The organism is Pseudomonas nitroreducens NBRC 12694, assembly GCF_002091755.1.
Taxonomy (GTDB): domain Bacteria; phylum Pseudomonadota; class Gammaproteobacteria; order Pseudomonadales; family Pseudomonadaceae; genus Pseudomonas; species Pseudomonas nitroreducens.
Map to the genome: position 1 here is coordinate 448,656 of NZ_BDAI01000002.1, position 23,680 is coordinate 472,335.

The following is a 23,680-nucleotide window of genomic DNA, read 5'->3' on the forward strand; positions in this document are numbered from 1 at the left end:
TGCAGGCGGATGTTGCACAGGGGAGCGCAGCCTGCAGGAGCGAGCAGGCTGCGCTCCCACAAGTTCTGCCTGGCGTGGGGCAAGGCAGGTTTGGGTGTTCCTGCGAGGAATAGGTACAGTGGCGTCCCTTTCACCGGACGAGAGTTGGCAAGATGGTCACCTGTTACCTGCGCTACGTGCTGGACCCCTATAAGCTCAAGGAATTCGAACACTACGGCCGACTGTGGATCCCGCTGGTGGAACGCTTCGGCGGCCAGCACCACGGCTACTTCCTGCCCTCCGAGGGGGCGAACGACATTGCCCTGGCGATGTTCACCTTCCCCAGCCTGGCCGACTACGAGCGCTACCGGCAGCGGTCCATGGACGACCCCGAGTGCCAGGCCGCGTTCCGCTACGCCGAGGAAACCCGCTGCATCCTCAGCTATGAGCGGAGTTTCTTCCGACCGGTGTTCGGCGACTGATCAGCGCTGCGCCGTCGCTTCCCCATTCCAGCCACCGCCGAGGGCTCGGAACAGGTCCACCAGCGCAATCTGCCGCTGGGTGCTGGTCTCGATGTAGGCCGACTCGTTGACGAAGTTGCTGCGCTGCGCGTCGAGGTAGCGCAGGTGGCTGTCCACGCCGCCTTCGTAGCGCGCCTTGGCCAGCTTCAGCGTCTCGTTGGTGGTGTTAGCCAGCGCGCGGCGCGCCGCTTCCTCGCGGCGCAGGGTGTCGGTCGCCGCGAGCGCATCGGCGACTTCGCGGAACGCCGTCTGGATGGTGCCTTCGTAGGCGGCCACGGCGGAGTCCTTGCGCACCTTGGCCAGGTCGAGGTTGGCGCTGTTGCGGCCGGCATCGAAGATCGGCAGCGACAGCGTCGGCACGAAGCTCCACGACCGCGAGCCGCCGTCGAACAACCCGGACATTTCCGCACTGGACGTGCCGAAGCTGCCGGTCAGGCTGATGCGCGGGAAGAACGCCGCGCGGGCCGCGCCGATGTCGGCGTTGCGCGCCTTGAGCACGTGCTCCGCGGCGAGGATGTCCGGGCGCCGCTCGATCAGTTCCGAGGGGGTGCCGGGGGCGATGTCCTGGATCAGCATGGGCTTGTCCTGGGGCAGCTGCGGGATGCGCTTGGCCGCATCGGCGGTACCGAGCAGCAGCACCAGGGCATTGAGCGCCTGCTGCTTCTGCCGGGCATTGCTTTCCAGCTCGGCGCGGGACTGCTCGACCAGCCCCAGCGCTTCCTGGTAGTCCAGCGCGGTGGCCGCACCCGCCGAGCGCCGCTGGCTGATCAGGCCGAGGGAATCCTCGCGGCTGGCCAGGGTCTGCTCGGTGAGCTGCAGGCGGCGCTGTGCGCCGTCATAGGTGAGATAGGCCTGGCTGACCTCGGCGATCAGTGCGATGCGCGCGCTGCGGGCGGCCGCCTCGGTGGAGAGGTATTGCTCCAGCGCGGCGTCGGTCAGGCTCTTCACCCGGCCGAACAGGTCCAGCTCGTACTCGGGCAGCGCGAGGCCGACCTGATAGCTGCTGCTCACCGCCGAGCTGCCGGTGTTGGACAGATCACCCGGCAGCCGCTGGCGATTGCCGTTGGCCGCGGCGTTCAGCCCCGGCACGCGGTCGGCGCGCTGGATGCGGTATTGCGCACGGGCCTGTTCGATGTCCAGCAGGGTCTGGCGCAGCGAGCGGTTGTTGTCCAGGGCGACGCCCACCAGATTGCGCAGCTCGCTGTCGACGATGAAGGTCTGCCAGTCGAGGTTGCTGGCGGCCTGGCCGGTCTTCGCGGCGGGGCTGTTCCAGCTCGACGCCACCGGTGCTTCGGGGCGTTCATAGGTGGGCGCCATCGAGCAGCCGGCCAGGCTCAGCGCCAGCAGCAAGGTGCAGGCGGGTTTATGCAGGGCGGTCATTGCGCGACCTCCGACGGTTGTTGCGCAGGTTTGGGTTGGCGACGCAGCAGCGACAGCAGCCAGACGAAGCAGATGGGCACGAAGATCACCCCCAGCAGCGTGGCGCTGAGCATTCCGCCGATCACCCCGGTGCCGATGGCGCGCTGGCTGGCGGCGCCGGCTCCGCTGGCGAGCACCAGCGGCACCACGCCGAGGATGAAGGCCATGGAGGTCATGATGATCGGGCGGAAGCGCAGGCGCGCGGCCTGGATGGCGGCGTCGCGCAGGCTGTGGCCCTGTTCCCAGAGCTCCTTGGCGAACTCGACGATGAGGATCGCGTTCTTCGCCGCGAGGCCGATAACAGTGATCAGGCCGACCTTGAAGTACACGTCGTTGGGCAACCCGGTGACCGTCACCGCCAATACCGCGCCGAGGGCGCCGATGGGCACGATGAGCATCACCGACAGCGGGATCGCCCAGCTCTCGTAGAGCGCCACCAGCAGCAGGAACACGACGAGGATGGCGAGGGCGAACAGCTGGCTGGCCTGGCCGCTGGCGACCTTCTCCTGATAGGACAGGCCGGTCCACTCGTAGCCGATGCCGGCCGGCAGCTCGGAGGCCAGGCGTTGCATCTCGGCCATGGCTTCGCCGGTACTCACCCCCGGTGCGGCGTCGCCGGCGATACGGATCGACGGGTAACCGTTGTAGCGCGCCAGCTGCACCGGGCCTTCTTCCCAGCGGGTGCTGACGAAGGCGGACAGCGGCACCAGCTCGCCGCTGGTATTGGGCACATAGAGTTTGAGCACGGCTTCCGGGGTCATCCGGTCACCCTGTTCGGCCTGCACCACCACGCGTTGCTGGCGGCCGGCGTTGGCGAAGTCGTTGATCACCGAGGAGCCGAAGGCGGTGGACAGCGCACTGCTGATGGACTCGAAGCTGACGCCCAGGGTGCGTGCCTTCTCGCGGTCGATTTCGACGCGCAGCTGGGGTGCCTCGGCGAGGCCTTCCATCATCGCGTAGAGGATCTTCGGGTTGCCGTTGGCCTGTCCGAGCAACTGGTCGCGGGCCGCCAGCAGTGCCTCGCGGCCGAGGCCGGCGCGGTCCTGCAGGCGCAGCGAGAAGCCACCGGAGTTGCCCAGGCCGTCGATCGGCGGCGGCGTCACGGCCATGATCGCGCCGTCGCTGATACCGGCGAAGCGCTCGTTCACCGCGGCGGTTTCCGCTTCGGCGGACTGCGACTTGTCGCGCACGGACCAGTCCTTCAGAGTCGGGAAGGCCAGCGCGGCGTTCTCGCCCATGCCGGAGAAGCTGAAGCCCATCACCAGGAAGGACGAGGCCACGGCCTCACGCGAAGCGAGGAACTTCTCCAGCTCCTGGCCGGTGACGTCGGCCCGCGCGCGGGTGGCGCCCGGCGGCAGCTGGATGTCGACGATCATGTAGCCCTGGTCTTCCACCGGCACGAAGGATTCCGGCAGGCGCAGGTAGCTGTAGCCGAGCAGGGCGAGGATGCCGGCGTAGATCAGCATGTAGCGCCCGGCGCGTTTCACCAGCGCACTGTTGAGCCGCGTGTAGCGCTCGGTCAGGCGCGTGAAGCCACGGTTGAAGGCGCCGAAGAAGCCGCGCTTCTCATGATGGCCCGCCGGGATCGGCTTGAGCAGCGTGGCGCACAGCGCCGGGGTGAAGGTCAGGGCGAGGAAGCCGGAGAACAGGATCGACACCGCCAGCGACAGGGAGAACTGCTGGTAGATGACGCCCACCGAGCCGCCCATGAAGGCCAGTGGCAGGAACACCGCCGAGAGCACCAGGGTGATGCCGATGATCGCACCGGAGACCTGGCTCATCGCCTTGACCGTGGCCTTCGCCGGGGACAGGCCTTCCTCGGCCATGATCCGCTCGACGTTCTCCACCACGACGATGGCGTCGTCCACCAGGATGCCGATGGCCAGCACCATGCCGAACATGGTCATCATGTTCACCGAGAAGCCCAGCAGGTACATCATCGTCAGCGTGCCCAGCAGGCACACCGGCACGACGATGGCCGGGATCAGCGTATAGCGCACGTTCTGCAGGAACAGGAACATCACCAGGAACACCAGCACCATGGCTTCGAGCAGGGTGTGGATGACCTTCTCGATGGCCACGTCGACGAAGCGCGAGGTGTCGTAGGGCACCGAGTACTCGACGTCGTCGGGGAAGTTCACCGACAGCTCGGCCAGGCGCTCCTTCACCAGGGCGGCGGTCTGCAGGGCGTTGGCGCCGGGGGAGAGCTGGATGGCGCCGGCCACGGTGGGCTTGCCGTCCAGGCGAGCGGTGAAGTTGTAGCTTTCGCTGCCGACTTCCAGGCGCGCCACGTCGGCCAGCTTTACGCTGGAGCCGTCCGGATTGGCGCGCAGGACGATGCGGCCGAACTCCGCCGGGTCGTCCAGGGTGCCTTTCACGGCGAGGGTGGCGGTCAGCTCCTGCTCGGTGCTGCCGGGGGAAGCGCCGAAGCTGCCGGCCGGTACCTGCACGTTCTGCCCGCGAATGGCGTTGCCCACGTCATCGATGGACAGGCCGTAGCCGACCAGCTTCTGCGGGTCGATCCACACGCGCATTGCGGCTTCGGAGGAGAAGAACTGCAGCTTGCCGACGCCTTGTACGCGACGCAGCTCGTTGTTGATGTTGCGCGCGGCGTAGTCGCCCAGGGCGGTGGTATCGGTGCGCTGCGAGCCTTCCTTGTAATTCAGCGCGTAGATCAGCAGGAAGCCGGCGCTGGTCTGCTCGACCTCCAGCCCCTGTGTGAGCACGGCCTGGGGCATGCGTGCCTCGGCCTTCTTCAGGCGGTTCTGCACGTCCACCTGGGCCAGCTCGGGATTAGTGCCGGGCTGGAAGGTGACCACCACTTCGGCCATGCCGTTGGAGTTGCTGGTGGATTCGAAGTAGAGCAGGCCCTTGGCGCCGTTGAGCTCCTCCTCGATCACGCTGGTGACCGAGTCCACCAGCACCTGCGCCGAGGCGCCGGGGTAGGTGGCGGTGACGGTGATTTGCGGCGGCGCCACGCTGGGGTATTGCGCTACCGGCAGCAGCGGAATCGCCAGCAGGCCGGCCAGGGAAATGAACAGCGCCACCACCCACGCGAAGTTGGGGCGCTTGATGAAGAACAGTGACATGGGGAGTTCCTCGGCGCTGCCTTACTGGCGCGACGCCTGCTGTTGCTCAGGGGCGTGACGGGCCTCGACCTTGGCGCCGGGCTGCAGGCCGGTCAGGCCGCCGACTATCACCTGGTCGCCGCTGGCCAGGCCCTGGCTGATCTGCCAGCGCGCGCCCTGCATGGCGCCGGTCTGTACCTGGCGCGTCTCGACACGGTTCTCGGCGCCGATCACCAGCACGTGGGCGGTACCATCGGTGGCGCGCTGCACGGCGCGCTGCGGCACGAGAATGGCCTTGGCGTCGGTACCCTGCGGGGCGGTGACGCGCACGTACATGCCGGGCAGCAGCAGGCCGTCGGCGTTGTCGAACTTGCCGCGCAGCGAAACCTGGCCGGTGCCGCGATCCACCGAGATATCGGTGAACAGCAGTTCGCCCTGGCGCTCGTACGGGGTGCCTTCCACGCGCAGGCTCAGCGCCTGGCTCTGGCCGGCGGGGAGGTTGCCGCTCTTCAGCGCTTCACGCAGGCGCAGGGCGTCGGCCACCGGCTGGGTGAAGTCGGCATAGATCGGGTCGAGTTGCTGGATACGCGCCATCAGCGTGGCGTCACCCTGGCCGACCAGCGCCCCTTCGGTCACCAGCGCGCGGCCGATACGCCCGGAGATCGGCGCCTTGACCGAGGCATAGCCCAGGTTCAAGCGCGCGGTTTCCAGGTCGGCCTGGGCCGAGCGCACGGACGCCTGGGCACTGAGCAGGTCGGCGGTGGCGGTGTCGAAGTCCTGCTGGCTGACCGCTTCGATCTTCACCAGCGGCTCGTAGCGCTTCACCCGTGCCTGGGCTTCCTGCTGCGCGGCCTGGGCTCGCGCCAGTTCGCCTTCGGCGCGGGACGCAGCGGCCTTGAGTGGCGCCGGGTCGATCTGGAACAGCAGGTCACCGGCCTTGACGTCGGCGCCTTCCTCGAAGCGCTTCTGCACCACGATGCCCGCCACCCGCGCCCGCACTTCAGCAACGCGCATCGGCTCGATGCGCCCGGGCAATTCCGCCGTCAGGGTGAGGGCTTCGGGCGCGACTGCCACCACATCCACTGGCCTTGCCGTCTCGGCGGCCGCCTGAGGTTCGCCGGATTGTCCGCAACCCGCCAGCGCTGCCACCAACGCACTGATTGTCCCTACTGCACGCAACCTGCCCATGATTCACCCGGGTCTGTCTATCTGGAAGGGGCGTATGATCCTTTTAAACTCAAAATGAGTCAATAATGTCTCATTTGCTTCTGTGGTGTATAAAATGTGTCATGACCTTTCAAAAGAGAGGCCTTTTTCTGCACAATGAGACGATCCGCCACCTGACACGAGGCCCCGAATGACTCTCTCCGCCCACGATGAACGTCTGCTCAAGGCGCTGGCTGTTGCCATCGTCGACCGCCCCAGGGCGACGCTGAAGGAGCTGGCGGAGTCGGCGGGGGTGAGCAAGGCGACGCTGCATCGCTTCTGCGGCACCCGCGACGGGCTGATGGAAATGCTCGAGGACTATGGGCACGTGGTGATCCGGCAGATTCTCGAGGCTTCGCAGCTGCAACAGGCAGAACCCCTGGAGGCGCTGCGGCAGTTGATCGCCGAGCACCTAAAACATCGCGATATGCTCAACTTCCTGCTGTTCCAGTACCGCGCGGAAAACCTCGACATGCAGGCGACGACCGAACGCTGGAGCTACTACACGGAGGCGGTGGACGCCTTCTTCCTGCGCGGTCAGCAGAGTGGCAGGTTCCGTATCGACATCACTGCGGCGGTGTTCACCGAACTCTTCCTCTCCATGCTCTACGGCATGGTCGACGCCGAGCGCTACGGCCGCGCGGCCAGCTCGAGTTCCGCCCAGGTACTGGAGCAACTGTTCCTCAATGGCGCCTTGGTGAAGCCATGAACTGAGGCCGCACCGCGGCCGGAAGAGCGCTGGAGCGGTGGCCGGGCAGGGCGGTTTTCCGTACCATTGCCGGCCCTTCGAAGTCCCCGTTCCGAGTAGATAAATGAAACCCGCCCGCCTACGTGCCGATGTCCTGGCCGGACTCACCACGTCCTTCGCGCTGGTGCCCGAGTGCATCGCCTTTGCCCTGGTCGCCCACCTCAACCCGCTGATGGGGCTGTACGGCGCCTTCATCCTCTGCACCCTGACCGCGCTGTTCGGCGGCCGTCCCGGCATGGTCTCCGGCGCTGCGGGCTCGATGGCGGTGGTAATCGTTGCGCTGGTAGTGCAGCACGGCGTGCAGTACCTGCTGGCCACGGTGCTGCTGGGCGGGGTGATCATGATCCTGTTCGGAGCGCTGCGCCTGGGCAAGCTGGTGCGCATGGTGCCGCACCCGGTCATGCTCGGCTTCGTCAACGGCCTGGCCATCGTCATCGCCCTGGCGCAGCTGGAACACTTCAAGGACGGCGAGCATTGGCTGAGCGGTAATCCGCTCTACGTGATGCTGGGCCTGGTAGTGCTGACCATGGCGGTGGTCTATCTGCTGCCGAAGCTGACCCGCGCGGTGCCGCCGGCGCTGGTGGCGATCCTCGGCGTGGGCCTGCTGGTCTACCTGCTTGGCCTGCCGACGCGCACCCTGGGCGACATGGCGCACATCGCCGGCGGCCTGCCGACGTTCGCGCTGCCGGACATCCCCTGGAACCTGGAAACCCTCCGGATCATCGCGCCCTATGCCTTCCTGATGGCCATGGTCGGCATCCTGGAAACGCTGCTGACCCTCAACCTCACCGACGAGATCACCGAGAGCCGCGGCTTCCCGGACCGCGAGTGTGTGGCGCTCGGCGGCGCCAATATCGTTTCCGGGCTGTTCGGCGGCATGGGCGGCTGCGCCATGATCGGCCAGACGGTGATCAACCTCAGCTCCGGTGGCCGTGGCCGGCTCTCCGGCGTGGTTGCCGGGGGGATGATCCTGCTCTTCGTGCTGTTCCTCTCGCCGCTGATCGAGCGGATTCCGCTGGCGGCGCTGGTGGGCGTGATGTTCGTGGTGTCCCAGCAGACCTTCGCCTGGGCCTCGCTGCGGGTACTGAACAAGGTGCCGCTGAGCGATGTGCTGGTGATCATCGCGGTGACCGCGATCACCGTGGCAACGGACCTCGCCATGGCGGTGTTCTGCGGCATCATCCTGGCGGCGCTGGACTTCGCCTGGAAGCATGCCCGCGAGCTGTACGCGGATATCCATGACGAATCGGATGGCAGCAAGCTGTACCGCGTCCACGGCACGCTGTTCTTTGCCTCCACCACGCCCTTCCTCAACCAGTTCGACCCGGCGGGCGACCCGCAGCAGGTCACCCTGGACTGCGCGCACCTGAGCTTCGTCGACTACTCGGCCATCGCGGCGCTGATGACCCTGCGCGAGCGCTACGCCAAAGCCGGCAAGCAATTGCGCGTGGTGCACCTGTCCGAGCGCTGCAAGCAACTGCTCAAGCGGGCGGGTCTGCAGGCCGCCTGAGTGCAGGGGGAACAGGCCCTTCGCTGTGCATGTGCTGTGGGGGGATTGCCGTGGAAGGCAGCTTCGCGCTGAATCGGTGATCCAGGAGGTGTAGGACCGCGCTCGCTGCGGCAAGGAGCGTCAGGCGGATCCGCCGCTGAGCTTTTCCCAGACGTATTCGAGCGTGTCGGCATCCAGCATGAGCTGGCGGGCGGCGCACCGGATGCGTCTTGCCTGCTCGTCGCTGACGCTGCAGCTGCTCAATTCGCGGAGCAACTCGGCGGCGACCTCATTGTTGAAGGCGGTGGTGCGTACGGCGCGCAGCACGTCGCAGTTCAGGTTTCGCATGGGGGCTCCGATAGGTGGTGGGTCAGTGTCGGGGAGCGCTTCACCCGCAGGGGGCTCGGTTCAGCGTTTCACCTCGATGACGAGGATGCCTTCGGAGCTGCGGACTTCGCCATCGAAGGATTTCGGACCTGTGACGACTGCTGCGGGGGCTGATCAGCTGCTGCACATGAATGTGGCAAGCAGGCGAGCCGCCAGGTACAGGCCGAGCCCGAAGATCAGGTGAGTCAGCAAACTGTGCAGGCGGGCTTTGACAGGATTGGAACTGTTAGCCGCGGCGATACCCAGGCCGAGTGCTGGCTGCATCAGCAGGAATGGCATGAGCACCGTCACCAGACCGAACAGCAGGGCGGGCATCAATACAGGTTCACAAATCCAGGGGGTGTCGAGGATGACGAGGGCCAGTGCGAAAAGGATGCCGGTCAGGTAGTGGGTGATCCATCCCAGCGCCCGCTCGCCGCGCACGCGGGCCGCCCTGCCGATGGCGGCGTGGCGGAACTGCCCGCGCGGCATATGGCCGACCCAGCGGCCGACCAGCGCATAGTCCAGCGACGGTATGCCCAGCAGGCGCTTGCGCAGGATGCTCCAGCCGTCCATCAGCAGGGTGGCGCCGATGCCGATGGCGGCGATGTGCAGCAGGGTAAAGAGGGAGTAAGGCATGCGGGGCTCCTTGAGCGAGTCGATGGAGCCCAGCATCCCGGTTCAAGTGGACTTGAGGTCAAGGGCCGGCGGTGGGGCGATTGCCCAGCGAAGATCCGATCACGTAGAACACCCCGCCGCCAATGATGAAGGCGCCGAGCATGACGAACACCCAGTGCGGGGCGAACAGTGCCAGGAACCAGCCCACCAGGATCGGCCCTAAGGCGCCGCCGAGGTTGGCCAGGTTCTGCGTACCGTAGTAGATGCCGCGCAGGTGCGGCGGGGCGATGCGGTCGATGAACATGTACTCGGCGGGGATCACGATGATTTCGCCCAGGGTGAACACCACCATCGCCAGCCCCCAGTGCCAGAGGCTGTGGGAAAGACCAAAGCCGATGATGCCGAGCACGAACAATCCCAGGCCGACGATCAGCCAGCGCTGCAGGTGCTCGTTGCCGATGCGCTTGCCCAGCAGGTACTGCAGGGCGATCACCGTCACCGCGTTCACCCCGAGCAGGGTCTGGATCACCTGGTAGGCGTATTCCGCCGTTCCGGTGGCCACCAGGTACTGGGACAGGTAGGCGGAGAACTGGCCGAACACCACGGCGGTGAGCACGCCGCCGATGGTGAAGGACATCAGCCGCTGGTCCTTCGCCAGCACCCCCATCACGGCAATGAAGGACGGCGGCGCCGTCCCTTGCGCCGGGCGCATGCTGCGGTCGCCGTAGCGCAGGAAGGCCAGCAGGAAAAGGCCGCCCAGGGCTGCGGAGACGACGAAGGGAACATGCGTGTGCCACTGCGCCAGTGCCGCGCCGATGAAGGGGCCTATGGCATAGGCGAGGTTGATCAGCGTGTAGCGGACGGAGAAGGCGCGGCCTTGTTCTCCGGCTGGCAGCAGGCGGCCGAAGAGGGTCTTCACCACCACGTCGGTGACCGAGTAGGCGAAGTTGAAGCCCAGCAGGAACAGGAAGAACAGCCACAGCTGGCTGGTCAGCAGCATGCCGGCGAAGGCGGCGACGAAACAGCTGCCGAAGCCGAGGATCAGGCGAAAGCCGGGCATCCGGTCGATCAGGAAGCCGCCATAGAGGCTGAGCAGCGAGCCGCCGAACAATGCGCCACCCATGATCAGGCCGATGCGGCTGACCGGCAGGCCGAACTGGGTGGAGAGATAGATGACCAGGTAGGGCAGGGTGATGGCCCGGCCCATGGTCAGCAGGAAGGTGCCGCCGAGCAGCAGGTTGACCTGTAGCGGGTAACGCTTGAGGGCGACGAGCATTCCATGCCTCGGCTGTCGATAGGGGCGGGTGGGCTCCCGATCCTATCAGCACCAGCTTGGTGCATGGCAAGCGCCGGCGGCTCTGGCGAGCCCCCGGCGTGCCCGCTGGGTCAGCTGCTGCCCTTCTGCCTGGCGCGCAGTGCCTTGACTGTCTCGCCACCCACGCCCCAGCTGTCGGTGGGGATTTCCTGGATCACCACGAAGGTGCTCGCGGCCGGCTTGCGCAGCACGCGTTCCAGCAGTTCGGTGACGCCTTCGATGAGCTGGCGGCGTTCGTCGGCGGTGACGCCTTCGTCGGTTACCTGGATATTCACATAGGGCATGTCGGTTCTCCGTTGTTGTTCGCGACGGGGCTGCTTACCAGACCCCAGTGGTGGAGCCGCCATCGACGTTGAGCACGGCGCCGCTGACGAAGGTCGAGTCGGTGAGGTAGAGCACCGCTTCGACGATATCCTGCGGATTGCCGATCTGGCCACTGGGCGACAGGCTGCGCAGGAAGGCGTGGGTGCCTTCATCGCTGGCGTGCAGCGGCGTCTCGATGATCCCCGGCGCCACGGCGTTGACCTGCACCCGGGACGCCGCCAGCTCAAGAGCCAGGCCGCGCACCGCGCTGTTCAGGCCACCCTTGATCAATACCGGCAGCAAGGCCGGGACCTTCACGTTGGGCTGCATGGCGATGGACGCGGTGATGGTGACGATGTGCCCGGAACCATTGGCCGACATATGCCGGGCGGCCGCCTGGGAAGGGTAGAAGAAGCCCATCAGGTTGGTGCCGACGATGGCGTTGACCTCTTCCTCAGTGTAATCAATGACGGGTTTGGGGATGAAGATGCCGGCGTTGTTGATCAGGATGTCCACCCGGCCGAAGGCTTCGATAGCCTGGGCGAACAGGCGGCTGGCGGTTTCCGGCCGGGCGATGTCGCCGGCCACAGCGAGGAAGTTGTGCGGGTTGCCCAGCTTCGCCGCGGCTTCCTCCAGGCGCGCCTGGGTGCGGGCGTTGCCGACCACGTTGTAGCCGCGTTCCAGGTAGGCGCGGGCGATAGCGAAGCCGAGGCCGCTGGAGGCGCCGGTGACGATGACGGTCTTGCTCATGGGGGAATCTCCGAGAGTGGGGCGGGGCGGAGTGCCCGCGTCTTGGAGGCCAATCTAGGCGGCATTCGCTACTTGAAAAATGAGGCCCATGGCATTTGAATTGATACTTCATGTAATCAATTGGGCAGGCCATGACTCGCCACTTCGACGATCTGCAACTGGGCAGCATCGAGCTGTTCTGCCTCGCCGCGGAAACCGGCAGCTTCACTGCCGCCGCCAACGAGGCGGGAATCACCCCGGCGGCGGTCAGCCGCTCGGTGGCGCGACTGGAGGAACGCCTGGGCGCGCGGCTGTTCGTGCGTACCACGCGGCAGATGCGCCTGACCGATGACGGCCGCAACTACTTCGAGCAATGCCGCCAGGCGCTGACCCAACTGGTGGACGCCGAGCGCGCTGTCAGCGGTGGCCAGAGCGTCGTGTCCGGGCGTCTGCGCATCAGCGTGCCCACGCCCTATGCGCACTACCGGCTGTTTCCGTTGCTGCCCGAGTTCCGCCGACGCTTCCCACAGGTGCAGGTGGATGTGCATGTCAGCAACCGCAACATCGACTTCGCCAACGAGGGCTATGACCTGGCCATCCGTGGTCGCGACCCGGCGGATTCCACCCTGGTGGCGCGGCGCCTGGAGGACGCGGAGAACGTGATCGTCGCTACGCCCGAGTACCTGGCGCACGCCGGTACGCCGCAGACACCGGAGGAACTGGTTCATCACGAGTGCATCCAGTTCGAGTTGCCCAGTACCGGGCGGCGCGTGCCCTGGTCGTTCCGGGTCGACGGCAAGCCGGTCGAGATCGAGACGTCCGGCAGTCTCACGGTGCTGGAGGATTACCTGGCTACCGCCAGCCTGGCCAAGTGCGGGGGAGGGCTGATGCAGGCCTACCGCTTCACCGTGGAGGAGGAGTTGAAGCGGGGCGAGCTGGTGGAAGTGCTGAAGGACTACGGCCGGACCACACGGCCATTCCTGCTGATCTATCCCCACGCGCGCCATGTCCCGTCGCGGGTGCGTGCATTCATCGAGTTCATGCTGGAAACGCGCCGCCGGTGAGCGCTGGAGAAACGGACGATGTGGCCGCGCCAGCGGTTGTAATAGTCGTTTGTGCGACGCATTCGCATTTACAAGTAATTTACATCTGCATACACTTTGGCTCCCCGCTGGCGCTCCACCACGCTGGCATTTGCCAACCCGAGTCATTGCGCCTTCAGAGCGCAAACCTCGCACCGAAGGATCCTTTAGCAGATGAAAGACGTAGCGTCGGGAGCGCTCCTGCTCGGTCTCTCCACCTTTGCTCTCTCCGCGGTCGCCGCCCCCGTGGTCATCGACCTGCCCAAGCAGCCCCTGGCCGCTGCCCTGGAGCAACTGCAGTCCGCAAGCGGAATGCGGATTTCCTATGATCGTGCCCAGGTCGCCAAGGTGGGCGCGCCGGCACTCAAGGGCAACATGGAGGCGGGCGAGGCGCTCGACCGTCTGCTCGCGGACAGCGGCCTGCAAGGCACGGTCGACGGCAACAGCGCCCAGGTCAGCGGCACCGTGCGCAGCAAGGCAGCGGGCAACGACAGCGTTGACCTGGGCGCGACCGAAATCGTCGGCGCCGCCAGTGTGGCGCCCGGCACCACCGAAGGTACCGGCTCCTACACCACCGGTGTGATGCAGACTTCCACCAAGCTGAACATGACCGTCCGCGAGACGCCGCAGTCGGTCAGCGTGGTCACCCGCCAGCAGATGGAAGACCAGAACATGCAGGACCTCGACGACGCGATCCGCGGCGTCACCGGGATGACCGTGCAGCAGTACGGCCCGGCGCGGGTGAGCTACGCCGCACGCGGTTTCGACGTCGACAACATCATGTACGACGGCCTGGCAACCAGCATTTCCACCTACACACAGGACGTGATTTCCGCGGCGGACCTTGCGATGTTCGACCGTGTCGAAGTGGTGCGCGGCGCCACCGGCCTGATGCAGGGCGCCGGCAACCCGGCCGCTGCCGTCAACATGGTGCGCAAGCGCCCGACCCGGGACTTCCACATGAGCCTGGAAGGCAGCGCCGGAACCTGGGACCGCTACCGCAGCCAGGTCGACGTCTCCGGCCCGCTGAACAGCGAAGGCACCCTGCGCGGCCGCGCGGTGGCCGCCTACGAGACCCGCGACAGCTTCCAGGACGTGGTCAGCGGCGAGCGCGGCGTGCTCTACGGCATCACCGAAGCCGACCTGAACCCGGACACCACCCTCACCCTGGGCGCTTCCTACCAGAACGACAACAAGAACGACAACTGGGTGGGCCTGCCGGCGCCGCTCGGCGGCCGCCACCTGGATCTCAAGCGCTCCGATTACTACGGCGCCGACTGGTCCTACTGGGATACCACTACGACCCACCTGTTCGGCGACGTGGTGCACCGCTTCGACAACGGCTGGCAGATGAAGGTCGCCGCCGACAAGTTGTGGGCGCGCATCGACATGCTCGGCCTGTACAACAGCTGCTACTACACCGAAGGCTGCCCGACCATGACCATGGGGCCGGGAAAATACGCCTACACCGACGACCACCAGAGCTACGACGCCTTCGCCAACGGCCCGTTCCAGGCTTTTGGCCGCGAGCACGAACTGGTGTTCGGCGGCAGCTACCGCGAAGAACGCTTCGACGGCCACGGCGGCTGGGGTGACCTGACCTACAACGATGGCTCGCCAGTGACCCCGTTCGACCCGACGAAGTGGGACCCGGGCTCGGTGCAGAAGCCGAACATCGACATGAGCCTCTGGAACATGAAGCTCGACCAGGAGCAGAAGGGCGCCTATGTCACCACCCGCCTGAACGTCGCCGACCCACTGAAGGTCATCCTCGGCGGGCGCCTGGACTGGTACGAGGCGGACCCGCACAACGACACCGGCACCCAGAAGGTCACCCGCAACGTCACCCGCTACGCCGGCGTGGTCTACGACCTGAACGACGTGTACTCGGTCTATGCCAGCTACACCGACATCTTCAAGCCGCAGAGCAACTTCGACGCCAGCGGCAGCCTGCTCGACCCGATCACCGGCAAGAACTACGAGATCGGCCTGAAGGGCGAGCACTTCGGCGGTGCGCTGAATACCCAGCTCGCGATCTTCCAGATCGACCAGGAAAACCGCGCCACCGACGACACCAGCGGCCCCTCGCCGTGCCCCAGTTCGCCAACCTCGATCTACTGCTCGCGCGCCTCCGGCAAGGTGCGCAGCCAGGGCGTGGACATGGAAGTGAGCGGTGCCATCACCGAGAACTGGCAGGCCATGGCCGGCTACACCTACGTCGACGCCAAGTACAAGCACGACAGCAACGAGGACAACGTCGGCAAACAGTTCGACCCGAGCAAGCCGCGCCACCTGTTCAAGCTCGCCACCAGCTACACCCTGCCGGGTGAACTGCACCAATGGCGCGTCGGCGGCAACCTGGTGACCCAGAGCCAGACCGAGGACACCACCACCGGCTTCCAGCAGGGCGGCTACACGGTAACCAACGCCATGCTTGGCTACAAGGTCAACGAGAACATCGACACCCGGGTCAACTTCAACAACATCTTCGACAAGTACTATTACAGCGGGATCAGCTTCGGCAACCTGAACTACGGCGAGCCGCGCAACCTGATGTTCACGGTGAAGTACTCCATGTGATCCGCCTGGCCTGAACGGAAAAGCCCCGCATTGCGGGGCTTTTTCTTGCTTTCGGCTTACAGGCCTTCGGTGCCTTTGCAGGATGGCGTGGAGCGAAGCGATACCCATCGATTGGCCGGCAACTCCGTTGATGGGTATCGCTTCGCTCCACCCATCCTACGATTGCCTTTCCGGCAGCTCCGTAGGGCGCATAACGCGCCAGCGTTATCCGCCGCAAAGTGCCGGCGGATGACCTGTTCCAGGTTATGCGCCCTACCTATCTGCAAGCAGGGGGTCAGGCGCGGCCTTCGGCTTTTTCGAACAGATCGAGCAGGTCGCGCAGCGTGCTCTCCAGATACTCGCCCGCGCGGTAGGCCGGCTTGAGTGCATCGCCACCGGCCACCACTTCCAGCGGCCGTTCGATGAAGCGCCCCACTGGCTGGAAACTGCTATCCAGCACCAGAACGACGGGAATCAGGATACGGTCCAGCGCCATGCGCTCACGCAGATCGTCCTCGGCGCGGCCCTTGGTGATCACGGCCAGTTCCACGCGCGGTTGCAGGCGCTGCAGATGGTCCATCACGGTGACATTGATCTGGCAGTCCGGGCACCACATCTCGCCGGCGATCAGCAGGCGGTAGTGGCCCTCCATGGCCTGGATGCGGCGCAGGGTTTCGGCGCTGATCGAACCGGGCTCGGCCAGTTGCTGCTGGACCTTGCGGACGCCAGCGATCTCGGCGGGCAGGCCGTGGGCGACGAAGGCGTCGAAGCCTTCGCCGATGGCGAACAGTTCCTCATAGGAGGCCATGGGGATTTCCTTGAAACGGGTGATGGGCTCATCCCAGCAGAAATCCCCGTGGCCGGCAATCCGGCCGTCAGGCTTTCGCGGCCTGCGCCTTGGCTGCCGCCAGGTAGGGCGCCAGGCGCCGGCCCATTTCCTCGCCCAGGGCCTGCAGGCCGCTGAGCGGGCGGACCATTACCTCGAACTCGACGATCTTGCCGGCTTCGTCGAAGCGGATCATGTCGATGCCCTTGAGCTCCTTGCCGCTGACGGTAGCGCTGAACTCCAGCACGACGTTCAGGCCGTCGCCGGTGGCGAGTTCGCGGTGGTAGGTGAAGTCCTCGAACACCTGCAGCACGGTGTTGAGGATGGTCGAGACCACCGGGGCGCCGGGGTAGGGCGTGTGCGCCATGGGCGAGCGGAACACCGTGTTGGGCGCCAGCAGTTGCGGCAGGTTGGACAGGTTCTTGGCAGCCACCATCTGGTGCCAGCTGGCCAGGGAAGCGGCGGCCTGGGGATGCAGGTTCAGTGCGGTCACGGGAATACCTCCTGAGGGTTCTTGTTGTTCACTCAGGACGATACGGCCGGGTTGGCGAGTCGCTCAATGATCGGAAATGACAGAAGACTGATCCTGGCGTACAGCCCATCAGTGCGTGGCCGGGTTGATCAGGTAGCTCATCAACTGCGGATCGTCTCCTGGCTCGACGTTCTGCACCGGGCGCGGCAGGTCGGCGAATACGGCCTTCCAGAAAGCTGCCGCGACCTCGTCCTGTGCGTAGAAACGCACCAGCCAGGGCCCCGGATTGCCCAGCAGCACCTGGTTGGCCAGCGCGCGGCCGATACCGAGGCGGCGGTACTTCTTCAGGACGAACAGGTCCGACAGCTCCAGCGCATCGATGCCCGGCAGCTCGCTGCCTTCCACCAGCAGGAAGCCGGCGATGAAGCCGTCGGCGAGGATCAGGTTGGCGCTCCAATCCGGCTCGCTCCAGTAGCGCGCCAGGTGCTCTTCGTGGATGTAGAAGCGGCCGTCGACCTCCACGTCCTCGTCTTCCCAGTCCGATGACTCGTAGGCGTAGTACTGGTAGAGATTGCGGATCAGGTCCTGGTGCTCGGGGCCGGCCTGCACCAGCTGGATGGAAAGATCGTTCATGGTCGGGAGGCTCGCAGCGAGTCGGAGGAGGGCGCGTGGCCGCCATTGTCGCCCATTCCCATCGCAATGCCAGTGGCCGAGGGGTTTGAAGCTTGCAGTGGCGCGATGCGATGATGCTGTCGCATTTCCCTTCGAGATTCCGCAGTGAGAACCGACAGCCGCCTCTCGCGCATGCTCCACGTGCTGCTGCACATGGCCCGTGACGACCAGCCCGTGACCTCCGAGCACATCGCCCGGATGCTCGGCACCAACCCGGCCGTGGTCCGGCGGACCATGGGCGGCCTGCGCGAGGCCGGCTACGTGCGCTCGGAGAAGGGCCACGGCGGCGGCTGGACGCTGGACTGCGACCTGGCCCGGGTCACGCTGCTGGACGTCTACCGCGCGGTGGGCAGCGAGCGCCTGTTCGCCATGGGCTTCGACAACGTCCACCCGGACTGCCTGGTGGAAAAGGTGGTCAACGCCGCGCTGCAGGACGCCATGGAGCAGGCCACGGCGATCCTCCTGGAACGCCTGGGCGCCGTGTCGCTGGCCGATCTCGCCGAGCGTTTCAGCACGCTTTACCCGCAGGACCGCTGACCCTCCCTCGATGAACATCGCTCGATACCGAGCGTTGACCCTGTGTGTTCAATCACGATACTTTAAAAGTAACGAAAGAATCCGAACCCACCAGGAATCCCTTCATGATCGACCTCCTGAACTCGCCGCTGGCCGGTGCGCTGTGGACCTGCCTGGCGCTGGCCATCGCCGCATCCGCCCTGTCCATGACCGTCACCCAGACCGAACTCTTCGCACCCCTGCGCGCGCTGGCCTGGAAGATTCACCCGCAGGTCGGCCACCTGTTCCAGTGCTTCTACTGCTTCAGCCATTGGGTGGTGATCGCCGGCACCCTGGTCTACCGTCCGGTAGTGATCGCCAGCGGCTGGGCGGCGGTCGACTGGCTGGTGGCGACTTTCTTTACCGTCGCCTTGACCGCTCTGTTCTGCGGCCTGCTGTTCAAGGTGTTCCTCACCGCCATGGCCAAGGCCGTCCGCGAGCGGGAACTGAAAAAGCTGTTCGCCTCCGAATGACGTCGAAAGGACTCGCCGTGAACCACTCCGAACTGATGGCCCCGTTCCACGATCCTGATGCCGCCGCGCGCTATGCGGAAAATCCGCCACGTTTCGTCCCCGGCCTGTTTGACCTGCACCGCATGGCCGCCATCCTGCTGGCCGAGAATGCGCCGCCCGACGGCCACCTGCTGGTGCTCGGCGCGGGCGGCGGCATGGAGCTGCGGGCCTTCGCCGAGGCCCAGCCGTCCTGGCGCTTCACTGGCGTCGACCCTTCTGCCGAGATGCTCGCGGTGGCCGCACAGATGCTGGGGCCGCACGCTCGTCGGGCCGACCTGCTGCAGGGCTATATCGATGACGCACCGCCGGGCCCGTTCCAAGGCGGCGCCTGTCTGCTGACGCTGCACTTTCTGCCCGAGGCGGAGCGCCTGCGCACGCTGCGCGAGATCCACTCCCGGCTCAAGCTCGGCTCTGCCTTCGTCATGGCGCATCTGTGCGTACCGCAAGGCGCTGGCGAGCGGGCGCGCTGGCTGTCGCGCTATGCCGATTTCGCCGTCAGCTCGGGGATGGAACCGGCCAACGCCCAGCAGGCTCGCAGCGCCGTGGATGCGCACCTGAACATCCTCACTCCCGAGCAGGACGAAGCGCTGCTCTGGGAAGCCGGCTTCAGCCGCATCGAGGCCTTCTACGTCGGTTTCGCCTTCCGCGGCTGGGTCGCGCTCGCCTGAGCGCCCTTGCAAGAGCTGTGTCTGCTAGATTGGCGTCCCGTTTCGCCGGACGCCAGTCGATGCAGATTCCTTCCTCCCACGTCATCCACCAGACCGGGCACTGGCTGCTCAACCACCATCTGGCGTCCGCCCTGCCGGGTTACCTGATGCTTGGTTCGAAGCAGCCGGTGGGCTCCCTGGCCGACCTGCCGGAAGCCGCGCTGGCTGAAATGGGCGGACTGATGGCGAAGGTCCAGCGCATCCTCGAACAGACGCTGCAACCCAAATGGCTGTACATCGGCCGCTTCGGTCACTCGCCAGGCTTCCCGATCCACTTCCATTTCATCCCGGTGTACGCCTGGGTGGAGGAACTGTTCTGGGCCGATGAGCGCTATCGCACGCTGAGCCGGTTCGCCCATATCGAGGATGCCGCCACCCAGACCGACGGCGCCGAGCTGACCCTTTTCGTCTGGCGCGAGTTCGGCGAGGCGCCCGTCCCCCCAGCGCTGCAGGGGCCGTCGATCGGGCAGGTGATCGAGTTGCTACGCGGTCGCTTCACCCAGGCCCAGTGATGCGAGCAGCCAGTCATGGAACAGCTGCGCGGCCGGCGACAGTTCTCGAGGGCGTAGCGACACCAGGTATTCGCCGCGCTCGGTGACCATGGCCAGGTCGGTCACCCGTTGCATCTCGCCGCTGGCCACCGCTTCGTCGGCCATGAAGCCCCAGGCCAGGCCGATGCCCATGCCCTGCTGCACGGCGCGGTAGGCGAGGGTGAGCTGGTTGAACACCGGGTCGCTTTCCGCCGGCTGGTAATCCTTGCCGAAGTGGCCGAACCAGTCGTGCCAGTCCAGGCAGCTCCAGGCCGAGGTATCCAGTTGCACCAGCGGCGCGGCGGCAAGCTGGTCGAGGTTGATGATGCGCGAAGCGTCGAAGTCCGGGCGGGCGACGGGATAGACCATTTCCGGCAGCACGAAGCGGCTGTCCAGCGTGGTCCAGTCGCCTGCGCCGTAGAGGATGCCGAGGTCGAAATCCACCAGGCTGGCCTCGTCCATCTCGTTGATCGCGTGCACATGCACGGCAATGCCGGGATGCGCCTTGTTGAACTCGATCAGCCTGGGGAACAGCCAGAACTGCGCCATCGCGTGGGTCGCCAGTACCGACACGGCGTTGCTCTGGTGCACGTTGCGGATGCGTCGCACGCTGTGCTGCAGGCGCTCCAGCAGCATGTCCACGGTGCTCAGCAGCTCCGCGCCGGCAGCGGTGAGGGTGACGCCACGCGGTTTGCGCTCGAACAGCGGCACCTTGAGGCTGCTTTCCAGCGCCCGCATCTGCTTGCTCACTGCGCTCTGCGTGAGGAACAGCTCGGTGGCGGCCTGGGTGAAGCTGCCGCAGCGGCCAACGGCCTCGAAGTTGATGAGGGTTTCCAGGGGCGGCAGGGTGCGCAGATATCGGCTGATGACGGGGCTCCAGTAAAAACGTCAGGCATTCCTCAGGGGAATGTCTCGGTGCGGATTTATCCTTGGTCAGAAGCTAGCACAGCCGCTACCGTGGCGGCACTTTCTAGGCATTCATTGCAGTATCGAGGTCGTTGGAGATGAAACGCGGGGTGGTCTACGCAGGCATGGCAGGCGCAATCTGGGGCGGCGTGATCCTGGCGCCGTCGCTGGTGCCGGAATTCAACCCGCTGCTGATCAGCTCCGTGCGTTTCGCGCTGTATGGCGCCCTCTCGTTGCTGATCGCCTTGCCGGTGGCCCTCGGCCTGTTGCGCCGGGTCAGCCGCGAAGACCTTTCGATGCTGGTACGCCTGTCCCTGGCCGGCAACCTGCTGTACTTCGCGTTGCTCTCGGCGGCGGTGCAGTTCGCCGGAGTGGCGGCGGCCTCGCTGATCAACGGCATCATGCCGCTGGCGATCGCCTACCAGAGCCGTTCGGAACATGATTCGCTGCCGCTGTCGCGGATGAAGCTGCCGCTGGCGCTGGTGGCGCTGGGCATCCTCTGCATCAACCTCGACCCCTCGGTCCTGATGGCGTCCGGCAGTACCTCGGGCGAGCGCATTCTCGGCATTGTCTGCGGCTTCTGCGGCGTAGCCTGCTGGTCCTGGTATGCCAGCGCCAACGCGCGTTACCTGAAGGCCAGCCACTTCAACAGTCATGAATGGTCGACGCTGATCGGCGTGGTGACGGGCGTGATGGCCGTGATACTGGCGGGCGTTGGCGTGCTGATTGCGCCGCAGGCAGTGCCGAGTGGCATTTCCACGGAGCGCTGGATGGCGTTCCTCTGGGTGTCGCTGTTCCTCGCCGTGTTTGGTTCCTGGGTCGCCAATGGCCTGTGGAACGCGGCGACGCGCCGCTTGCCGATGAGCCTGGGCGGGCAGTTGATCGTCTTCGAGACGTTGTTCGCCTGCGCCTATGCCTACATCAACGAGCAGCGCTTGCCCAGTCCGGTGGAAGCGCTGGCAATTGTTCTGCTCACCGTTGGCGTGCTCTGGGCCATCGGCCTGCACCGCGCGCCGGCGCAGGTTCCGGCTCGCGCCGTGGAGTCCTGAGTCAGGCTCTCGGCGCGCCTTCCAGGCGCGGGCTCCAGTCTTCCACCGCGCCGTTCTCCAGGCGCCGCGACAGGGTGCGGCGCCAGTTCGGCGGCAGCGGCAGTTCCAGGCATTCGCGCAGGATATCGGCATCCACGCGCTTGTCGAACAGCACGGCGGAGAGCCGTTGCAGCGACCAGTCGGGATACGGACGCTCGACCACTTCCAGCGTCGCACCGGCGGCCACGGTGCCTTCCTCCAGCACCCGGTAGTACCAGCCGGTACGTCCCGACTCCTGCACCCGCAGGGCCATTTGCATCACGTCGAAGCGGTCGTTGAGCTTCCAGCAGGGCATGCGCCCCTGCGACACCTCCAGTAACGCCGTGCCGGCGCGTATGCGGTCGCCCAGGCAGAGATCGCGTTCGGTCCAGCCGGTGCTGCTGAAGTTCTCGCCGAATGCGCCGGGCTGGCTCAGCAGCGGGTGTTCGCCCAGTTCGGCGGACCAGTCGGCGTAGTGCTCGCGGGGGTAGTGGTGAATGGCCTTTTCCACCCCGCCGTGCACACGCAGATCACCTTGCTCGTCGCTTTCCAGGCCCAGCCTGGTCACCCTCAGTGCCGCCTGGCGCGGCAGCTTGGCAATGGCGCTGCGCGAGCCTGGCCGGGTGAAAGGCACGGCGCGGCCAGTGAGCAGGGCATCGAGGCGGGTGGAGGGCAGGTTCATCGCGGAACTCTCCTGGCGAAGCGAGTGGATATGGTATCGATCAAAAACTACATGGACAAAATCGGCCAGATCGGTAAGCTCTGTCAAGGTTTCGATTCGATACCAGGATTCATTCCAGTCCGATTCTTCGTCGAGAGATTTCCATGCAGAAGTACCGTCTGATCATTCAGCGCCATGGCCGGTTGCTCGGCCATTTCGATTCCGACCTGCCGTGGGCGAACGAGGCCGTGAGCAGCATTGCCTGTTGTCTGGGCGAGCTGGGTTATGGCCTGGAACTGCTGGTGGCCGACAGCGAGCGTCGCCTGTTGGAGAGTCTCCCGAGGGCATCAAGGTGCTGAGCAGCGTGCCGCTGTATCGACCCCTGGCGTTGGACAAGCTGTAGGCCAAGAGCCCGGCAGAGCTGGCCCGTCAGCCCAGCTTCTGCGCCAGTTCGCCGATGAACTGCCGCAGCCACTGGTGGTGCGGCTTGTTGTGCCGGGCAATGTCCCAGACCATGAAGCAGCGGAAGGACGGCACCGGGAAGGGCACCGGGCTCACACTCAGGTCGGCCATCGCCGCGTAGCTTTCGGCAGCGAAGCTGGGGATGGTGGCGATCACGTCGCTGCTCATCAGCGTCGTCAGCGCGCCACTGAAGTGCGTGAAGGAGGCGGTGACGCGCCGTGCGTAGCCTGCCGCTTCGAACATGTCGTCGATGAAGCCGCGCCGGCCGTCGTAGGAGACCCGCACGTGATTCGCGGCGAAGTACTCCTCCAGGGCAATCGGCTCGACCGCCGCACGGTCACGGGAGCGGAACAGGCACGAGTAGGACGACGAAAACAACACCTGCGACGAGTAACTGGTGTTGAAGTCCTTGGGCTCGCTGCAGATCACCAGGTCCATGTCCGGGTCCTGCAGGGACTGCTTCCACAGCGAGCTGTTGCTCTGGTGGAAGGCGAAGCTCACACCCAGGCCTTCCGCGGCTGCGGCATTGACGATGCGCGGGGCGAGGTAGGCCTCGATGTCGTCGGACAGGCCGATATTGAACACGTAGCTGGAATCGCGCGGCGAGAAATCCGGCTCGGCGCCCAGCACCCCGGAAATAGACGTCAACGCCTCGGCGATCTTCGGTGCCAGCTCCATCGCCTTGCGCGTGGGCTGCATGCCGGAAGCCGTGCGGATGAACAGCTCATCGCCGAAATGCTCGCGCAGCCGGCGCAGGGCCGAGCTCACCGCGCCCTGGGTTACGTGCAGCATGGCCGAGGCGCGGGTGGCGCTGCGCTCGGTCATCAGGCAGTGGAAAGTGAGCAGCAGGTTCAGGTCGATCCGCGCGATATTACGTACGTTAATCCGGCTCATATTTCCTAATCGTT

At 65.8% G+C, this 23,680-nt stretch carries 25 protein-coding genes; 11 read left to right on the plus strand and 14 right to left on the minus strand.

Going from position 1 to position 23,680, the window contains the following annotated elements:
- Positions 1 to 152: 152 nt before the first annotated feature.
- On the plus strand, positions 153 to 461 hold the full coding sequence (locus PNI01S_RS07905; RefSeq protein ID WP_024765778.1) for an NIPSNAP family protein: 309 nt from the start codon (positions 153 to 155) through the stop codon (positions 459 to 461).
- On the opposite strand, the gene PNI01S_RS07910 is transcribed toward PNI01S_RS07905, so the two are convergent.
- From PNI01S_RS07910 to PNI01S_RS07920, 3 genes are read right to left on the minus strand one after another with little or no spacing between them, the layout of a single operon-like run.
- Positions 462 to 1,880 (minus strand): efflux transporter outer membrane subunit, encoded by a 1,419-nt coding sequence (locus PNI01S_RS07910; RefSeq protein WP_084357769.1) that lies wholly within the window; start codon positions 1,878 to 1,880, stop codon positions 462 to 464.
- Positions 1,877 to 5,008, minus strand: a complete 3,132-nt coding sequence (locus tag PNI01S_RS07915; RefSeq protein ID WP_084357770.1) for a multidrug efflux RND transporter permease subunit — start codon at positions 5,006 to 5,008, stop codon at positions 1,877 to 1,879. The genes PNI01S_RS07910 and PNI01S_RS07915 overlap by 4 nt, the downstream gene beginning before the upstream one ends.
- 21 nt (positions 5,009 to 5,029) lie before the next feature.
- Positions 5,030 to 6,175 carry a MexC family multidrug efflux RND transporter periplasmic adaptor subunit gene (locus PNI01S_RS07920; RefSeq protein ID WP_084357771.1) on the minus strand — a complete coding sequence of 382 codons (1,146 nt, stop codon included), beginning with the start codon at positions 6,173 to 6,175 and terminating at the stop codon, positions 5,030 to 5,032.
- A gap of 169 nt (positions 6,176 to 6,344) precedes the next feature.
- Between PNI01S_RS07920 and PNI01S_RS07925 the strand changes: the two genes are divergently transcribed.
- Both PNI01S_RS07925 and PNI01S_RS07930 read left to right on the plus strand, forming a co-directional pair.
- Positions 6,345 to 6,902: a TetR/AcrR family transcriptional regulator gene (locus tag PNI01S_RS07925; protein WP_084357772.1), complete on the plus strand. Its 558-nt coding sequence runs from the start codon at positions 6,345 to 6,347 to the stop codon at positions 6,900 to 6,902.
- Between the two features lie 103 nt (positions 6,903 to 7,005).
- Positions 7,006 to 8,451, plus strand: a complete 1,446-nt coding sequence (locus PNI01S_RS07930; protein WP_084357773.1) for a SulP family inorganic anion transporter — start codon at positions 7,006 to 7,008, stop codon at positions 8,449 to 8,451.
- Between the two features lie 120 nt (positions 8,452 to 8,571).
- Here PNI01S_RS07930 and PNI01S_RS07935 read toward each other — a convergent pair whose 3' ends face one another.
- The 5 genes from PNI01S_RS07935 to PNI01S_RS07955 form a co-directional block, all read right to left on the minus strand.
- The gene (locus PNI01S_RS07935; protein WP_084357774.1) at positions 8,572 to 8,778 is read right to left on the minus strand and encodes a hypothetical protein; all 207 of its coding nucleotides are present in this window, start codon (positions 8,776 to 8,778) and stop codon (positions 8,572 to 8,574) included.
- A 153-nt stretch (positions 8,779 to 8,931) separates the two neighbouring features.
- Positions 8,932 to 9,435 carry a DUF2938 domain-containing protein gene (locus tag PNI01S_RS07940; protein ID WP_084357956.1) on the minus strand — a complete coding sequence of 168 codons (504 nt, stop codon included), beginning with the start codon at positions 9,433 to 9,435 and terminating at the stop codon, positions 8,932 to 8,934.
- A gap of 58 nt (positions 9,436 to 9,493) precedes the next feature.
- A complete protein-coding gene (locus PNI01S_RS07945; protein ID WP_084357775.1) occupies positions 9,494 to 10,690 on the minus strand; it encodes an MFS transporter in 1,197 nt (398 codons plus the stop codon).
- Positions 10,691 to 10,800: 110 nt separating this feature from the next.
- Positions 10,801 to 11,013 carry a tautomerase family protein gene (locus PNI01S_RS07950; protein ID WP_024765787.1) on the minus strand — a complete coding sequence of 71 codons (213 nt, stop codon included), beginning with the start codon at positions 11,011 to 11,013 and terminating at the stop codon, positions 10,801 to 10,803.
- A gap of 34 nt (positions 11,014 to 11,047) precedes the next feature.
- Positions 11,048 to 11,782 carry an SDR family NAD(P)-dependent oxidoreductase gene (locus PNI01S_RS07955; protein WP_024765788.1) on the minus strand — a complete coding sequence of 245 codons (735 nt, stop codon included), beginning with the start codon at positions 11,780 to 11,782 and terminating at the stop codon, positions 11,048 to 11,050.
- A 131-nt stretch (positions 11,783 to 11,913) separates the two neighbouring features.
- Between PNI01S_RS07955 and PNI01S_RS07960 the strand changes: the two genes are divergently transcribed.
- Entirely contained in the window at positions 11,914 to 12,825 is a 912-nt protein-coding gene (locus tag PNI01S_RS07960; RefSeq protein WP_084357776.1) for a LysR family transcriptional regulator, read from the plus strand.
- A gap of 192 nt (positions 12,826 to 13,017) precedes the next feature.
- Positions 13,018 to 15,423, plus strand: coding sequence for a TonB-dependent siderophore receptor (locus tag PNI01S_RS07965; protein ID WP_084357777.1), 2,406 nt, complete (start codon positions 13,018 to 13,020; stop codon positions 15,421 to 15,423).
- Between the two features lie 274 nt (positions 15,424 to 15,697).
- On the opposite strand, the gene PNI01S_RS07970 is transcribed toward PNI01S_RS07965, so the two are convergent.
- From PNI01S_RS07970 to PNI01S_RS07980, 3 genes are all read right to left on the minus strand, one after another.
- Positions 15,698 to 16,210: a thioredoxin family protein gene (locus PNI01S_RS07970; RefSeq protein ID WP_084357778.1), complete on the minus strand. Its 513-nt coding sequence runs from the start codon at positions 16,208 to 16,210 to the stop codon at positions 15,698 to 15,700.
- Positions 16,211 to 16,277: 67 nt separating this feature from the next.
- Positions 16,278 to 16,721, minus strand: coding sequence for a nuclear transport factor 2 family protein (locus PNI01S_RS07975; RefSeq protein ID WP_084357779.1), 444 nt, complete (start codon positions 16,719 to 16,721; stop codon positions 16,278 to 16,280).
- Between the two features lie 108 nt (positions 16,722 to 16,829).
- Entirely contained in the window at positions 16,830 to 17,333 is a 504-nt protein-coding gene (locus PNI01S_RS07980) for a GNAT family N-acetyltransferase (RefSeq protein ID WP_024765793.1), read from the minus strand.
- A 144-nt stretch (positions 17,334 to 17,477) separates the two neighbouring features.
- On the opposite strand from PNI01S_RS07980, the gene PNI01S_RS07985 reads away from it, so the two are divergent.
- The 4 genes from PNI01S_RS07985 (at position 17,478) to PNI01S_RS08000 (ending at position 19,658) form a co-directional block, all read left to right on the plus strand.
- Positions 17,478 to 17,909, plus strand: a complete 432-nt coding sequence (locus PNI01S_RS07985) for an Rrf2 family transcriptional regulator (protein WP_065084057.1) — start codon at positions 17,478 to 17,480, stop codon at positions 17,907 to 17,909.
- A 104-nt stretch (positions 17,910 to 18,013) separates the two neighbouring features.
- Positions 18,014 to 18,400, plus strand: coding sequence for a hypothetical protein (locus tag PNI01S_RS07990; protein ID WP_024765795.1), 387 nt, complete (start codon positions 18,014 to 18,016; stop codon positions 18,398 to 18,400).
- Positions 18,401 to 18,417: 17 nt separating this feature from the next.
- Positions 18,418 to 19,107 (plus strand): class I SAM-dependent methyltransferase, encoded by a 690-nt coding sequence (locus PNI01S_RS07995; protein ID WP_084357780.1) that lies wholly within the window; start codon positions 18,418 to 18,420, stop codon positions 19,105 to 19,107.
- 59 nt (positions 19,108 to 19,166) lie between these two features.
- Positions 19,167 to 19,658 carry an HIT family protein gene (locus PNI01S_RS08000; RefSeq protein WP_065084056.1) on the plus strand — a complete coding sequence of 164 codons (492 nt, stop codon included), beginning with the start codon at positions 19,167 to 19,169 and terminating at the stop codon, positions 19,656 to 19,658.
- Here the strand turns inward: PNI01S_RS08000 and PNI01S_RS08005 are convergent.
- The gene (locus PNI01S_RS08005; protein WP_084357781.1) at positions 19,629 to 20,543 is read right to left on the minus strand and encodes a LysR substrate-binding domain-containing protein; all 915 of its coding nucleotides are present in this window, start codon (positions 20,541 to 20,543) and stop codon (positions 19,629 to 19,631) included. The genes PNI01S_RS08000 and PNI01S_RS08005 overlap by 30 nt on opposite strands.
- A 137-nt stretch (positions 20,544 to 20,680) precedes the next feature.
- Between PNI01S_RS08005 and PNI01S_RS08010 the strand changes: the two genes are divergently transcribed.
- On the plus strand, positions 20,681 to 21,631 hold the full coding sequence (locus tag PNI01S_RS08010) for a DMT family transporter (protein WP_084357782.1): 951 nt from the start codon (positions 20,681 to 20,683) through the stop codon (positions 21,629 to 21,631).
- 1 nt (position 21,632) lies between these two features.
- On the opposite strand, the gene PNI01S_RS08015 is transcribed toward PNI01S_RS08010, so the two are convergent.
- Positions 21,633 to 22,331 carry an MOSC domain-containing protein gene (locus PNI01S_RS08015; protein ID WP_084357783.1) on the minus strand — a complete coding sequence of 233 codons (699 nt, stop codon included), beginning with the start codon at positions 22,329 to 22,331 and terminating at the stop codon, positions 21,633 to 21,635.
- A gap of 143 nt (positions 22,332 to 22,474) precedes the next feature.
- On the opposite strand from PNI01S_RS08015, the gene PNI01S_RS08020 reads away from it, so the two are divergent.
- Positions 22,475 to 22,669: a cytoplasmic protein gene (locus PNI01S_RS08020; protein WP_256576569.1), complete on the plus strand. Its 195-nt coding sequence runs from the start codon at positions 22,475 to 22,477 to the stop codon at positions 22,667 to 22,669.
- A 70-nt stretch (positions 22,670 to 22,739) separates the two neighbouring features.
- Here the strand turns inward: PNI01S_RS08020 and PNI01S_RS08025 are convergent, their stop codons facing one another.
- The gene (locus tag PNI01S_RS08025; protein ID WP_024765801.1) at positions 22,740 to 23,666 is read right to left on the minus strand and encodes a LysR family transcriptional regulator; all 927 of its coding nucleotides are present in this window, start codon (positions 23,664 to 23,666) and stop codon (positions 22,740 to 22,742) included.
- Positions 23,667 to 23,680: the final 14 nt, after the last annotated feature.